Here is a 14,505-nt window from a genome sequence, read left to right as displayed (position 1 = left end):
CTCAATAAGTAGTGTCGAGGTTGTAGCCGGCTGGTGAACCCACTGAATCTGAACGGGAAAACTCCGCCCGCACCGGCACCCAGCCGTTGCGGGGGCAGCAAAAAATACCGTGCTTGGGGCCTATGAATACTGCCGATGCCGCTGCTTCCGAACGGATTACCCTCTTTGACCGGCGCCACACCCGACGCCAGCGCGGCAAAGCCCTGTCGCACATTGTGCCGGCCCTGGTGCTGCTCACTACCGCCACGGCGGCCATGGCCGGCCAGGAGCCGCTGACCACCCTTACCATGCTGGAGTTTGCCGTGGGCGCCGCCTATCTGCTTCTGCTGGGGCGCGAACTATGGCTGCTGAAGAAACACGCGCATCATCAGGAACCAATTGCGTGGCTGGAGCTGGCCGCTGCCGGCATTCTGGGCCTGGAAGGCTACCACATTCTGCACCGCCACCACGCGGCCGACCTGGCCCGCGGCACGCACTCCTTTCACGTGCTGCCCTACCTGTATTTTCTGCTGGCCGCCCTGTTTATGGGGCTGGCCTTCAACTTGAGCCGCATTCAGCAGCGGCGCCACCTGCACCTGCATGCCGCGGGATTTAGTGGGCGGTTGGGAATTTTTAGTCAGCCCTTTCACTACCGGTGGGCCGAGGTAGCAGCCCTGGAAGCGGCCGGGCCTGCCGATGTGATTGTGCACCGCGTGGATGGCACCCGGCAGCAGATTTCCTTTGCTCATCTGCACGACGGCCCCCGGCACCGCGACCGGCTGGTGGCGTATTTCCGGGGGCGCGGCGCGGGGGCAGCCGGCGCCGAAAAAGCGGGTCAGCAGCCAGAATAGTCGGTTTTTAGGGCCACAATAATTGATTGCCGGGAATAAATAGCGGAGTTTTGTTGTTGTGAAGAGCTGCCCCACGCCGGCCTATCTTTCGGGTGCCGGGCCCGGCAAACCTCTGTTTTTGGCCTTTATTCCGCTTACATGGCTCGTCCCAAACCAGTCACCTACGGTCTTTATTCCTGGACGCCCGATTACGGCTTCCGCTACATTCACCCCGCCAACCGCCGCACCTTCGAGTGGCTGGAGCCCATGGGCAAGCTCTTCGAGAAAATCGATGAAACCGAGGACTGGATTCTGCTGCGCTACGACGAGCAGCAGTTCAAAGTCAGTGGCGAGCTGTTCACCGAGCTGCACGACAAGCCCCCGTTCAGCTTCGGCGACCTGGTGGAGGAAACCAGCCCCGAGCCCGGCCGCCCGGCCCACCGCGGCCTGATTTCCGATGTGTACTGGGACGAAGCCCAGCACCGGGCCCGGTTTCAGCTGGTCGAGAAAAAGCGCAAAGTGAAGCGCGTCTTCGAAGCCGAAGAACTGCGGCTGAGCTAGGATTAGTGTGCTGATGTGCGACTGTGGGTAACGTGCTAAGGCTCCTCGTGTCATGCCGAGGCGTAGCCGTGACACCCGCAGGACAGCGCAGCTACTCCGTCCGTTGTGTAGCACGACCTGCACTTTCACTGAAAAGCCCCTTCCTACTTGCGTGGGAAAGGGCTTTTCAGTGAAAGTGGCTTTCTACATTTCAGTGGACGGATGGGCGCCGCTGGATGCGCGGAATGTCATTCTTCCTCACCATGATACGAGGAGCATTAGCATATTAATCATTAGCTCAATCCAATAGCCACCCCAATAATAACGGCTAGGGCAGCCAATGACAGCAGACCCAGATAGAGCGGCAGCACGAATTTCCACCACTGGTCGAAACGGGCTCCGCAGGCGGCCACGATGGCTACCAGGGCGCCGTTGGTGGGCGTAATGATTTCGCACAGGCCCGCCCCGTACTGGTAGGCCAGCACCGTGACCTGGCGCGGCAGCCCCAGCAAATCGGAGAGCGGGGTGAGGATGGGCATGGTCAGCACGGCCTGGCCGCTCACGCTGGGCACGGGCAGGTGCAGGGCCGTATGTACGCCAATCATGCTCAGGGCCGAGAGCGTGACGGGCAGCTGGGCTAGCGGCGCCGACATGCCGTTCACAATGGTATCGACGATGTGACCCTGCTCCAGCACCACGAAAATGGCGCGGGCAAAGCCGATGAGCAACGCAGAAAACGCTAGGTCGCGGAAGCCGGTGATGAAGGCGTCAGCAGTACCGTTCAGGCCCAGCCCGCCGATAAGGCCGGCCAGCACGCCCAGCACGAAAAACAGCGCGCCCATCTGTTCAAACTCCCAGCCCAGGTTGAGCACGCCGTAGGTGAAGGCCGCGAAGGTGAGCAGCAACAGCAGCAGCACGATGCCGTGGCGGCCGGCCCCGCTGGTAGCAGCTTCGGCGTCGGTGGTCAGCTCGGGCTCCACCCGATTTTTGGCCGCGTAGCGCATGGTGCCCCCAATCCAGATAACCAGGGCCAGGGCCAGAAATACCAGCCGGAAGCCCGCCCCCGAGAGCAGCGGCAGTTGGGCCAGCTTCTGGGCAATGCCCACCTGAAACGGGTTCAGGGGGCTGAATGCCGCGCCCACGGCCGCCGCCCCGATGCTCACAGCCGCCGCCGTCAGCACGGGGTAGCCCAGGCGGCGCATCAGCACCAGCAGCACCGGAATCAGGGGAATAATTTCCTCCTGCATGTTCTCCAGGGCGCCCATGGTGGCAAACAGCAGGGAAATAATCGGAATCACCAGCAGCTGGTGCCCGCGCAGCTTGCCCAGCAGCCAGTCGACGCCGCGGTGCAAGGCCCCGGTCTGGTCGATGACGGTAAAGGTGCCGCCGGCCAGAAACACGAAAAAGATAACGGAGGCCGCATCGGCCATGCCTTTGGGAATGGCTACCATAGCTTGGGCCACCGACACGGGCGTGGCCGGCACGCGGTGGTAGGAGCCGGCTACCACCACGTCGCGGCCGGTGGCGGCGTCGGCGTGGCGGGCAAACTCGCCGGCGGGCAGCACGTAGCTGAGCAGCATAGCCAGCAAAATAAACCCGACCAAAAGCACGAGCGGGTGGGGAAAGCGGAGGGTCTTCATCAAGGGAAGCGGGGGTGAGGAGCGGCAATAATTCGCGAAAAATAGAAGTTATCCGCGAGCTACTGCCGAACTTTCCGGGGAAGTGCCGGCCGCCGGAACCCGCATCGGGCAGGGCCGGTTGTGTCTGCTGCGTATGCGACTAGTCTCCTTCAAAGAGTTGCCGATGGGTCAGCAAGCCGACGTTCTGCGCCGGAGCGGGCACTTTTTGTCCGACCGGCAGCAGGACAGCTTCGAGCTGCAGCTCTACGCCCTGGGCGACTTTTACGCCGAAATCTGGCGCGGTACCGGCGAGGAGAACATCCTGTTTATTCACCTGTTTCAGGATTCCCACAACCTGATGCCCTATCTGGACAGCATTATGCTGCCGGAGGTGTGAAGCGGCTTTTTTCGCCTGCGCTTCTCCTCCGGCAGATTCAGGATGACAATATTTATTAAGGGCGTTCTACTCAACCTCAGTGCTACTTCCCGAACCGCGTCCCGAAAAAGTCGCCGGGGTTCCAGGTGGGGCGCTGCGGGGCCTGGGCCACCTGGTAGCCAATCAGGAAGTTGAGCTGCACGTATTTCTTGCCGGCCTCGAAGTCGAAGGTGCCGCTCATGTCGTCCTGGGGCTTGTGGTAGGTGAGGGCGCGCCAGGCCTGCACGGTTTTGTGCAGGTCGTTTTTGCCGTCGGCCGTTTTGTTGCCATACTTGATGTGCAGGGCCGGAATTCCCTGCAGCACGAAGCTGTACTGGTCGGAGCGGATAAAGCGGTTCTGCTCGGGCTCAGGGTCGGCTTCCACGGTCAGCTTCAGGTAAGCTGCCGCCTTGTTCACGGGCTCGGCCAGGGTAGAGTGCTGGGCACCCAGGGCCACTACCGACAGTAGGGGCGCAATAATGGTGGGCATGTCGGTGTTGATGTCGGCCACGATTTTCTCCTTGGGCACCGTGGGCCGGGCCGCAAAGTAGGCCGAGCCCAGCAGGCCCAGCTCCTCGCCGGTTTGCAGCACAAACAGCACCGAGCGTTTGGGCTTTTCGGCCAATTGGGTATACAGGCGCGCAATTTCCAGCACGCTGGCTACTCCCGAGGCATTATCGTGGGCGCCGTTGTAGATGGAGTCGCCTTTCACCGCCGCCCCCACGCCCAGGTGGTCGAGGTGGGCGCTGTGCACCACGTACTCGTCGCGCAGGCCGGCTGCCGAGCCCGTCAGTTTGCCCACCACGTTGTAGCTGTCTACTTCCTGGTAAGTCGAAATATTGGTGAGCTTAGCCGCCCCGCGCAAAGCCACCGAAGCCGGCTTGCCGGCCCGCAGCGCCGGGTACACCGCGCCCGTGTCGGCGGCAGCCGTGCGCAGCAGGGTTTGGAACGTGGCGGCGCTGACAGCTCCCAGCACCTTGATACCGGGCGCGAAGGAGCGCGAGGCCACCACGCTGCCCCCAGCATCCAGCACACTGAACACGCCCTGCCGGAAGCTGGGCAGGGGTGCCGTGGCGCTGCGCGAGGCCAGCAGCACCCCCACGGCGCCGTGACGGGCCGCGTTCTGCAAAATGGCCAGCACGTCCTGGCTGGCGGCCGCTACTGTTGAGGAAAAGGACTGGGGCGCCCCGCGCACCACCACCACGATTTTGCCCTGCACATCAAGGCCCGCGTAGTCGTCGTACTGCAGCTCGGGGGCGCTGATGCCGTAGCCGGCAAACACCAGGGGCGCGTCGAGGGCTACGCTGGGCGTTTCCGGGTTGGGGTAGAGCACGAATTCCTTGCCCGCCGCCAGCGGCACCGGCGCTTCGGTGCCCGGGCGCAGGATCAGGGAAGTGGTGGCCGGGTTGCTGAAGGCGCGCCGCAGCCGCACGCGCTGCACGAAGCTGCCCGCCTCGTCGCCGGCGGGTTCCACGCCCAGACTTTTCAGCTGCGTAGTCACGTAGTCGACAGCCAGCTGGTAGCCGGGTGTGCCGGGGCGGCGGCCCAGCAGCCGGTCGTCGGCCAGGTACTGGATATGGGCTTTCAGGTCGTTGGGCTGCACTTTTTGCAGGCTCCGGGCCACTTTTTTGTCGAGGGTAAGGTCCTGGGCCCGCGTGGAGTGCCCGGCCAGCAGCAAGCCGCTGAAAGCCAGCAGCGCCGCGCGCGAAGAAATTAATGCCATAGGTAGAATTCAGAACGGAAAAATGCTGTTACCCAGAAGGCAACGCCTGCGGGCAGCACCACCAAAAAGAGTATTCAACGAGGGAAAGGCTGCGTGCGTCGGAAATTTTTCCGGAATGCGCGAAAAGGCGGCCGACTGAGGGCTGCGTATACGGCTGAGCAGGGCCGAAATGCGTAACTTGCGGCCTGGTAGGCCCGCTGCGGACTACGCCCTAAATCCTTCTGGTTTGTCAGCTCTGGCGGAGGTGGTGCCTCGCCGGCTAAGCTCGGCTTTGCCGGTTACCTACTTCTTCGAAAAATTCAAACCCGAGCTATTTATGATCAGACTGGAGCCATTCACCCAAGCCGATTTCAAACAACTGATTGAGTGGATTAAAGATGAGGAGTTACTGATGAGCTGGTCGGGCTCGTTGTTTTCGTTTCCCCTGACGGAAGACAGCCTGGCCTGGTACATCGAGGATACCAACGACCCGCTTACCTCGGATGCCTTCGTCTACAAAGCCGTCGATAACAAAACCAACGAGGTGGTAGGCCATATTTCGCTGGGCGGCATCAGCCGCAAAAACCGCTCGGCCCGCATCAGCCGGGTGCTGGTGGGCAACACCCAGGAGCGGGGCCGCGGCGTGTGCCAGGGCATGATCAAGGCCATCCTCAAAATTGGCTTCGAACAGCTGGGCCTGCACCGCATCGACCTGGGCGTGTACGACTTCAACAAGGGTGCCATCGGCTGCTACACCAAGGCTGGTATGATGGTGGAAGGCACCTCGCGCGACAGTCTCTACTTCAACGGCTCATACTGGAGCCTGACGGAAATGAGCATGCTGGAAGCCGAGTGGGAAAAGCTGTACGGCAAGCACAAGTCGCCCAAGCCGCAGGCCACGCTGGCGTAGTTGCGTCCGCCTCAGGACGTTTTATACAGGTACCAGCCCTTGCCCAGGGGCTTCACCACAATCAGCGAACTGGGGTTCATAGTGGGTACTTTGCGGGCATCGGGCTCGTAGAGCAGCCCCACGGTATTGTCGATCAGGCCGCCGATTACGAATGCCACGCAGGCGTCGCAGTCTGCGGCCTGACGCGTTACGCGGCTGATGTACAAGGATTTCAGCAGGGCGTTGATGGCCGGATCGGCATTGGCCGCGTCTTCGTTGGCAGTAGTCGTCGTAAAGTCGGGACGGGCCTGGAGCAGACGCACGGCTTTCTCAAAATCGGCACGACGCTGGGTGAAGTGGGCCTCGATTTCGGCGTCGGAGCCAATCCAGAGGCGGATGTTATTGACGGTGAAATCGTACTCGGCCTTGGGGTGGGTCTGGTTGTAGCGGGCCCGCTCGGCGGCCGGCAGGCTTTCCAGCACCGTGAGCATCTGGCGACCGAAGTTGGTCATGGCCAGTCCGCGCACGGCCTGCAGCTTCCAGGTATCCTGCCGCACGAAGTGCAGGTAGAAGTCGTTGCCGCCGGTGGAGTCGCGCAGCTCCACGGCCACTACCGCCGTACTGTCGGTTTGCTGCACCACCTCGCAGGCCCGGGCCATGCGGGCCGGAATCTGCTGGCCCAGGGTCTGGCGCTTGGCTTGCTGCTGGGCCTCGCAGCAGAGGTAGTCGCGCATGTCGGCCCAGCCCTCGGGGGCCACGAAGCGCTCCGCAATGTGCAGGGGCGGCAGGGTTTGGGGGCCGGTGGCACCGAGCAGAGCCAGCAGCAGAAAAAGGAAACGGTAGTTCATCGGTCAGAAGCCAAACGCCCGCTCCGTCACTGGATTAGCGCACCGTTCAACTCCTAAATTTACTGGAAACCAGTCACATTACCGCCCCGGCTTTGCCGGAAACTGTTGACTTTAGGCCCGCAGCATATATATATGCGGAATGCCATCTTCCAGGTACATGGCGCCGCGCTGGGCAAAGCCGAAGCCCTGGTAAAACCGCTCCAGATACTGCTGGGCCCCGATTTTGATGGACTGAAAACCAAACAGCTGCTCGCAGTGCGCAATGGACTGGCGCATCAGCTCCCGCCCAAAGCCGTAGCGGCGAAAAGCCGGCGACACTACCACGCGCCCGATGCTGACCTGCTCGTAGTACTGGCCCGCGCCAAATAGGCGGGAGCAGGCGGCCAGCTGGCCCTGCTCGGTGTAGGCCAGCAGGTGAAATGCGTCGGCATCTTTGCCGTCGATGTCCTGAAACGGGCAGTTCTGCTCGACGATGAATACCTCCATGCGCAGCTGCAGCGCGTCGTGCAGCTCGCGCAGGGTCAGGTCGGAAAAGGGCTTGCAGGTCCAGGTGAGGTGCATGGGCGTGGGGTGAGCTAAGGAGGCGGGCGGCGGGGCTAGCGGGCTTTTTTCAGCCACTTCACTGCTGCCTTTATTTTCTGATCAGCGGCAAAAGTAGTGAAGTTGTCCCCGCCGATGATTTCCACGTCGGGCAATACCTGGCCGGTGTAGGCTTTGCGGTTGCGGTCTATTTCGTAGGATTCGGCCAGGGTGATGCCGCCCCCGCCGGGTAGCTTGTGGCCGTTGTTGGAGGTGGTGTAGCCCGCCGTGGGCTCCCCGAAGCTGCGGGTATTAGGCCGCCCCACCAGGCTGATGGCCACCGCCTCGCCCGCACTGGCGGTAGTGCCGCTGAGTAGCACGGCTATGGGCACGTTCTTTTTGGGGCTCAGGCACTTGTCCTGCACCCGCGACACCCGGAACGTATCAACGTAGATGTTGCCCTGCCGGATATTCCAGCTCTGGGGCGCGCTGCCTTCCTGCTCCACGAACCCACCGACCGTGCCGTCGCCGATGAGTGTGCCCAGGCCGGCCAGCATGGGATACATGTTGCCGCCGGTATTGAGCCGCAGGTCGATAATCCAGCGCTTGATGCGGCCGTTCTGCACCGCGCAGATGGAGTCGCGCAGGGCCTGGGCCGAGGCGCTGACGTTGCTCATGCCGAAGTCGGAATTGCCGGGCAGCAGAATGTAGCCGATATTCTTGTCGATAACCCGGACGCGGACGGTGGGGTTTTTCTTCAGCTCGCCCAGCACCACGGGGTTGGCGTAGGGGGCCCCCGGCTTTTTCCAGCGGTGTTTTTTGCCCTGGAAGCTGTACCAGCCGTGGTGGTCGTTCAGCTGCTCAAACAGATACGGAAATACCGGTGTGAGGGCCGCGTAGGTGGTAGCCCCGGCGGCCTGGCGGTAGGCCGTTTCGCGCAGGGCCGGCCAGTCGGCCACGGTGCGGCGGTGCAGGGCGTACTTCTGGAAAATGTCCAGGCTGGTATCCAGGTACACTTTCACGCTGTCGGTGATGCCATAGGGATTGTTCTGGGCCAGGGCGGGCGGGGTCAGACCCACGAGAAACAAGGCAGCTAATACGGTGCGGGGCATAATGAGGCAGATAAAGAAGATAAGCGCGGGCAAGCTACGGCGGATTTTGCCGGAAATAAATACCCAAAAAGCCCCGGATACTCTCGGGAGTCCGGGGCTTTGGAAGAATAAAATAGCAGGAGCGCAGCTACAAACCGGCTGTACTGCTGCGCTCCAGCTGCTGCAGCAGTTTCTCGATGCGGTCGGCATACACATCGACCTGCTCGAGGCCGGTGCGCGACTCCTCGATGAGGCCGCGCTGGTACTGGGTTACGAGCTTCTGACTGGTGTCGAGCATGCTTTTGATGGCGCGCTCAATCTCCAGCACTTCCAGCCGGCTGCCGTAGCGGGGCTTCACCACCGATTGCAGCCACTGGGCCAGCGGGTTTTCTTTCACGGAAAACAAAGCGGCATCGGCCTCGCGCACGCCGTAGAGCACTGAGCGCAGGCGCGACTTAAACAGGACCTGCTTGATGCGGGCCTGCTGAAAATCCAGGGTGGTTATGTCCATCGCAGGAGGTGGGCCCGGCCCGAAAGGGTGAGAAACAAAACCATCGGACTAGGAAGCATCAGCAGCGGGGTTCTGGGGCTTTTCGATGGCCTTGCGGGCTGCCACCAGGTCGGTTACGTCGTAGGCAAAGACGGTAATGCCGGCCTTGGCATTGTTCTCATGGTAGAGCTGGTAGGTGAAGTTCAGAAACAGCTGACGCGCCGGAGAGCCGTCGGCGCCTTCGAGCATAATGGGCACCTCGTTGCCGTAGAAGGTTTCGCCGGTCTGGTACACGTTGTCGAGCAGGCCCACAAAGCCTTGGTCAATAACTTCGGGCAGGGCTTCCACCACGGTTTTGCCCACCAGCTGCCGCCCCCGGAACAGCTCCTGGTAGCGCGGATTCACGAACTCGAAGCGATGCTCGGCCCCGGTCAGGATGCAGATCAGGGCCGGTGCCTGCTCAAACAGGTTGTGGAAGGTTTCCTTCTGGCTCTGGGCCAGCTGGTAGGCCTGGTAAGCCTGGTCGGAAAGCGTGGACTGCTGCTCGTTGGCTTCGAGCAGCTCCTCGACCAGCAGCTTCTGGTCGTGAATATCGGTGCCGCAGCCCACCCACATGGTGATGTCGCCTTCGGCGTTGCGGCGGGGCGTGGCGCGCACCAGCACCCAGCGGTAGAGCCCGTCGTGGCGGCGCAGGCGGTATTCGACCTGGTACACCGTGCCCTGCGCTACCGATTCCCGCCAGGTTTTTTCCACGTGCGCCCGCTCCTGCGGATGCACGCACTGCAGCCACTGGTCGCCCAGCATCTGCTCCGGCTCCTGGCCCGTGAAGGCCAGCCAGCGCTGGTTGAAAAAGTCGCGCCCACCATCCGGCGTGGCCGTCCAGATCAGGACCGGCAACGACTCGAGAATGAAGCGGGTACGGTCCTGGGCTTCGGCTAGCTCGCGCTGCACCGCCTGGGCGCGCTGCTCGGCCCGGTATTGGTCCGTAATGTCCTGGGTGCGCTGCAGGATGTAGAGCAGCTCGCCCTGCTCGTCCAGAATGGGGTAGTGGGTGGCCTGCCAGTACAGCTCCTCGAAGCCGCCGCCCCGCTCGGCCGGCACCTCCAGGTCGTAGCGTATCACGGGCATGGTGTGGGGCTGCTTGTGCTGGCGCACGTGCTCCTGCGACTGGTAGATAATGTCGCCCTGGTTCTGGTCGACCGAGGGGTAGGCGTCGAACATATTGCGGCCGACTACGTCTGCCCGCTTTTTGAGCGACACCTGCTCGTGGCCGTCGGTGTTGTCGATGATGGTGGCGTCGGGAGCCATCAGCATCAGGTTTTCGGGCAGGGAGCGAAACAGCTGCTCGTAGTTGACCGGGGTTGCAGAGGAGGTCATGAATTGGGAGAGTCAGAATAACGGAAAGCGCGCAGTACGAAGCTGAACAATTGGCAGGTGGTGCCGCAGGCTGCAAAACTACCACTTCAGCGCCAGAAACCCGGTGCCGAAACCGAAATGCGGCCGGGTTCTTTGGCGAAAAAAGAGGGGCCACCAGCGGGCCGGCCAGCACCCTCGGAAAAGCTACGGGCTGGTATCGGTTTGCCGGAGAATCCGGATGGTCTGCTCCAGCCAGTCCTGGTCGTCGCGCAGGCGGTACTGCGGGGCCACCCCAATTTCCTCGTAGGCTACCTGGTTAGCAAACTGCATGGTGGTCACCTCCAGGGTGAAGCCGTAGCAGGGCGTCTTGACTGGCAGCACGTTGCCGTAGCCCACGTAGCCCCCGGAGTTTTCGCCCACCAGCAGGGCTTTGGAAGGCTGCTGGGCCCAGAAAAGCAGGGTTTCGCAGGCGCTGGCGCAGCCCCGGTTGTAGAGAACAGCGACTTTGGCCGGCAGGGGCGAGGGCGTCAGCGTGTAGGTTTTATCCGCGCTGTGCGGGTTCAGAACGAAGGTGTTGAGCGGCTGCTTTTTCAGCCAGGCCAGCTTTTCCCGAAAGCTCCAGATGGCCGTGGCCCCGTAGCCCGCCGAGTCGGCCAGCATCTGGCGCAGGTATTCCTCGTAGCGGCGCAGGTTGTCGGCCGTCACGTAGTATTCCTCGGTCTGGATTTCCCGGATGGGCTGCGCGTACAGGTAGGCCAGCAGCGGGGCCACGTTGCGGTCGGCGCCCCCGCCGTTGTCGCGCACATCGATTACCAGGTATTGGGTGCGCTGAATCCGGGGCGTGACGGCGCGGTAGAGCGAGTCGAGGCGAGTGAACTGCTCCCCGGCAAAGGAAGGAATCCGCAGGTAGGCTACCTGGCTGTCGGCCAGCAGGCGGAAGTCGACGCGGCGGCAGGGCGGCTCGGGCAGCGGGGCGCTGCCGCTTACCTTGTGCCAGCCCAAGCCCAGCAGATGCCCCCGCCGGTAGCGCACGGCCGGCACGAACGCCAGGCTGTGGTTGCGCTGGTAGAGGTAGGCCTGAAACGTGGAATCGGTGGTGCGGCGCAACTCAAACTTCACTTGGCCCGGCCGCCACAGCTTCGTGCGTGCGGCCACCAGCACGGCCGCGTAGTTGCGAAACGCGGTTTTGCTGCGGGTCAGGTACACGCGGTAGGTGCCGTCGGCGCTTTGGTAGTAGCCCTCCAGCGCGCCGGGAGCCCGGGGCCGGGCCGTATCGGGCAGGGCCAGGGTTTCGGCGGACGTAAACTCGGGGGAAGCCCGGAAGCGGGCCACGGCGGCCGGGTTGCCCTCGTCCACGGCCTCGGCCCCCGTGCTGATGGTGGTATGACTGTCGCGGAAATATTCGACGTACGTCATCAGGTACTTCAGGCAGGTGATTTTCGGCGGGTTGGTGGTCGTCAGGCGCCGGATGCTCTGCTTGAAGGCCGCGTAGGCCGGGCGCTTGGCGGGCGGCACGTTGCGGGCAAAGCCGGGCAGGTTGGTTTCCAGGTAGCGCACCGTAAAGTCGAACTCCCGGGCGCAGGCGCAGCTTTGGGCCACGCTGCTGCTCGCCCACGCAAGCAGCGCCAGCAGGCAGAGGTAACGCAGAAAATAGCGGATCATCTTCCGAAAGTATCGAATCAATAGTTTAGGCACCCGCCGCCCGAAGGCTCGGCCGAAAGCCCAGGCTGACTTGGGGCGGGCCGGCCCGGGTAGCCATATCCACATACGGACCGCGCGGGGGCGAAGGAAGCTAAGGGGCAGAAATAAAACCGGATAGCAATCCGTTCGGGAATTAGCCGGATATTCACCGGTTGAAATACTCGCCAGTCCCCAGCGGGTATTACTGCCGCGCTATATTGCCGTTGCCCTGATCTGTCACCCCGCATGTTTTCCTCTTCCCGCCCCGGTCGGGCGCTGATTTTTCTGTTTTTTTTTTACTGGGCCGCTGCTATTCCGGTCCAGGCCCAAAGTCCGGCCCTCGACAGCCTGCGCCGCCTAGCCGGGCAGCCCCAGCCCGACAGCAGCCGCGTGCTACTGCTGTGTAGCATCAGCGACCAGTACTGGGCCCTGCGCACCGATTCGGCGGAGGCCTATGCCCGGCGGGCCCTGGCCCTGGCGCGCCGCACGGGCTACCAACATGGCGAAGGCGCGGCCCTGAACCGGCTGGGCGCGGCCCTGCGCGAGCGGAACCTGGCCCAGGCCCTGGAGCTGTTTCAGCACTCCTTGCGCATTGCCGAAGCGCGCCACGACCTGCCCCTGCAGGCCCAGAATCTGCGCAGCATCGGCATTATCTACGTGTATCTGCGCGACCGGCAGCAGGGCCTGTCCTACTACTTCCGGGCCCTGCGCATTGGCCAGCAGCTGCAGGCCCAGCGCCGGGTGGTCATCGAGCTGAGCAACATCGGGCTGGCCTACGACCTGTTCAACAACCTGGATTCGGCCCAGTACTACCAGCAGCAGGCCTATGCCCTGGCCCAGCAGCTGCGCACGCCTACCAACTACATCCTCTACGGCCTGGGGCAGGTGGCGCGCAAGCAGGGTCGCCCGGCGCAGGCCCGCAGCTTCTACCGCCGCAGCATCGCCGAGTCGAAGGCCTTGGGCCACGAGCGGAGCGCCAACTTTGCCTACGTGGGGCTGGCCACGCTCTACCAGCAGCAAGGCCGCCTCGACTCCAGCATTTACTACGCCCGGCTGGGAAACCAGGCGGCCGTAAAAAACGGGTTTCTGCGGGGCGTACTCAATGCCAGTACCCTGCTCACTCAGGACTTCAAGCGGCGCGGACCCGCCGACAGCGCCCTGAAATACCAGAGCCTGCTGCTGACGATGAAAGACACGCTATTCGGCCAGGAAAAGGTGATGCGCCTACAGAACATCAACTACCAGGAGCAGGAACGGGCCCAGCAGGTAGCCGCCGACCAGGCCGCCCTCAAAACCCGCTACCGCACCTACGCGCTGCTGGCGGGCTTGGTGGGCCTGCTGGCGCTGGTAGCCCTGCTGGTGCGCCACCACCGGCAGCAGCAAAAGGCCAATGCCGCCCTGCAAGCTTCCCTGGCCGAGCTCAAAACCACCCAGCACCAGCTGGTGCAGCGCGAGAAAATGGCCTTTCTGGGCGAGCTGACCGCCGGCGTGGCCCACGAGCTGCAAAACCCGCTGAGCTTCGTGAAGAAGTTTGCCGAAGTCAGCACCGACCTGGTGGATGAGATAAACGGGGCCCAGAAGCTGGCCCGCGACGGGCGGCTGGAGCGCGAGATTCTGGATGGGCTCAAGCAGAACATCCTGAACATCAGCCAGCACGGGCAGCGCGCCACAGCCATCATCAAAGGCATGCTGGAACATGCCCGCACCGGCAGCGCCCCGCGCGAGGCCACCGATTTGAATGCCCTGGTCGAGGAAAACCTGCGCCTGGCTTATCAGGGAGTGCAAAACCAGCACCCCGACTTTCAGGCCACCCTCACCACGCACCTTGTGCCGGAGCTGCCTGCCGTGGCCGTCATTGCCCCCGACCTGGGCCGAGTGCTGCTGAATCTGTGCACCAATGCCTTCTATGCCGTGCGCCAACGCCAGCTGGCCCAGCCCACGGGCAGCTACCAGCCCGAAGTAGCCGTCGTGACCCGGCTGCTGGCCGGGGCCACCGAAATCAGGGTGCGCGACAACGGCACCGGCATGTCGGAGGCGGTGCAGGCCAAGGTGTTTCAGCCGTTTTTCACCACCAAGCCCGTGGGGGAAGGTACCGGCCTGGGTCTGTCGCTTAGCCACGACATCATCAGCACGGGCCACGGCGGCACGTTGGCCATGGAGTCGGAGGAGGGAAAGGGCACGGAGTTTATCATCACGCTGCCCGCTTAAACGAGGTTTCCACAGCATGAAAAAAGGCCCGCGTCGGACAGATGCGGGCCTTTGCTTTGTGGCCTGCCCAGCGGCAGCTGCGCTCAAAAAAAAGTGCAGGGGAATTTTTCGGCCTTTATGGGCTGTGCTGGATCCAAACGTGGCCGGAATCCGTGGAGCTACGGTTCAGTTTGGCCCGGTGGCGGGCGTCTGCAGGGCCACAGGCGGCGTATACTTTGCAGGCCACCGCGCAGCCGCCGGCTTTCCGATAAGGAAATAAAACGCCTGGAAGAGCCCTGCTAGCTGCACCCGGTGCTGGGCTTTTCGTGAGCCGGTTTTATGCTGCCATTGTAGATTCAT

13 protein-coding genes are annotated in these 14,505 nt (G+C 62.9%); 5 read left to right on the top strand and 8 right to left on the bottom strand.

Features of this window, described 5'->3' with window-relative positions; genetic code table 11:
• The first annotated feature begins 122 nt into the window (after positions 1-122).
• Both LGH70_RS08115 and LGH70_RS08110 read left to right on the top strand, forming a co-directional pair.
• On the top strand, positions 123-830 hold the full coding sequence (locus tag LGH70_RS08115) for a hypothetical protein (RefSeq protein WP_226184617.1): 708 nt from the start codon (positions 123-125) through the stop codon (positions 828-830).
• 138 nt (positions 831-968) lie between these two features.
• Positions 969-1,370: a DUF6960 family protein gene (locus tag LGH70_RS08110; protein WP_226184615.1), complete on the top strand. Its 402-nt coding sequence runs from the start codon at positions 969-971 to the stop codon at positions 1,368-1,370.
• Positions 1,371-1,642: 272 nt separating this feature from the next.
• On the opposite strand, the gene LGH70_RS08105 is transcribed toward LGH70_RS08110, so the two are convergent.
• Positions 1,643-2,989, bottom strand: a complete 1,347-nt coding sequence (locus LGH70_RS08105; protein ID WP_226184701.1) for a YfcC family protein — start codon at positions 2,987-2,989, stop codon at positions 1,643-1,645.
• Positions 2,990-3,122: 133 nt separating this feature from the next.
• Between LGH70_RS08105 and LGH70_RS08100 the strand changes: the two genes are divergently transcribed.
• The gene (locus tag LGH70_RS08100; RefSeq protein ID WP_226184613.1) at positions 3,123-3,365 is read left to right on the top strand and encodes a hypothetical protein; all 243 of its coding nucleotides are present in this window, start codon (positions 3,123-3,125) and stop codon (positions 3,363-3,365) included.
• Positions 3,366-3,447: 82 nt separating this feature from the next.
• Here LGH70_RS08100 and LGH70_RS08095 read toward each other — a convergent pair whose 3' ends face one another.
• On the bottom strand, positions 3,448-5,106 hold the full coding sequence (locus tag LGH70_RS08095) for a M28 family peptidase (RefSeq protein WP_226184611.1): 1,659 nt from the start codon (positions 5,104-5,106) through the stop codon (positions 3,448-3,450).
• A gap of 316 nt (positions 5,107-5,422) precedes the next feature.
• On the opposite strand from LGH70_RS08095, the gene LGH70_RS08090 reads away from it, so the two are divergent.
• Positions 5,423-5,995 (top strand): GNAT family N-acetyltransferase, encoded by a 573-nt coding sequence (locus LGH70_RS08090; RefSeq protein ID WP_226184609.1) that lies wholly within the window; start codon positions 5,423-5,425, stop codon positions 5,993-5,995.
• An 11-nt stretch (positions 5,996-6,006) separates the two neighbouring features.
• On the opposite strand, the gene LGH70_RS08085 is transcribed toward LGH70_RS08090, so the two are convergent.
• The 6 genes from LGH70_RS08085 to LGH70_RS08060 form a co-directional block, all read right to left on the bottom strand.
• The gene (locus tag LGH70_RS08085) at positions 6,007-6,822 is read right to left on the bottom strand and encodes a hypothetical protein (RefSeq protein ID WP_226184607.1); all 816 of its coding nucleotides are present in this window, start codon (positions 6,820-6,822) and stop codon (positions 6,007-6,009) included.
• 111 nt (positions 6,823-6,933) lie between these two features.
• A complete protein-coding gene (locus LGH70_RS08080; RefSeq protein WP_226184605.1) occupies positions 6,934-7,383 on the bottom strand; it encodes a GNAT family N-acetyltransferase in 450 nt (149 codons plus the stop codon).
• 35 nt (positions 7,384-7,418) lie between these two features.
• Positions 7,419-8,453, bottom strand: coding sequence for a S41 family peptidase (locus tag LGH70_RS08075; protein WP_226184603.1), 1,035 nt, complete (start codon positions 8,451-8,453; stop codon positions 7,419-7,421).
• 127 nt (positions 8,454-8,580) lie between these two features.
• The gene (locus LGH70_RS08070) at positions 8,581-8,943 is read right to left on the bottom strand and encodes a hypothetical protein (protein WP_226184601.1); all 363 of its coding nucleotides are present in this window, start codon (positions 8,941-8,943) and stop codon (positions 8,581-8,583) included.
• A gap of 48 nt (positions 8,944-8,991) precedes the next feature.
• Positions 8,992-10,299, bottom strand: a complete 1,308-nt coding sequence (locus LGH70_RS08065; RefSeq protein ID WP_226184599.1) for a PAS domain-containing protein — start codon at positions 10,297-10,299, stop codon at positions 8,992-8,994.
• A 183-nt stretch (positions 10,300-10,482) separates the two neighbouring features.
• Positions 10,483-11,940: a S41 family peptidase gene (locus LGH70_RS08060; RefSeq protein WP_226184597.1), complete on the bottom strand. Its 1,458-nt coding sequence runs from the start codon at positions 11,938-11,940 to the stop codon at positions 10,483-10,485.
• A 264-nt stretch (positions 11,941-12,204) separates the two neighbouring features.
• On the opposite strand from LGH70_RS08060, the gene LGH70_RS08055 reads away from it, so the two are divergent.
• Positions 12,205-14,166, top strand: coding sequence for a tetratricopeptide repeat-containing sensor histidine kinase (locus tag LGH70_RS08055; RefSeq protein WP_226184595.1), 1,962 nt, complete (start codon positions 12,205-12,207; stop codon positions 14,164-14,166).
• The last annotated feature ends 339 nt before the right edge of the window (positions 14,167-14,505 follow it).

This window comes from Hymenobacter nitidus, from assembly GCF_020447315.1.
Lineage (GTDB): Bacteria > Bacteroidota > Bacteroidia > Cytophagales > Hymenobacteraceae > Hymenobacter > Hymenobacter nitidus.
Note: the sequence above shows the minus strand (reverse complement) of the source record. Positions and strands in the feature narration are given on the sequence as shown.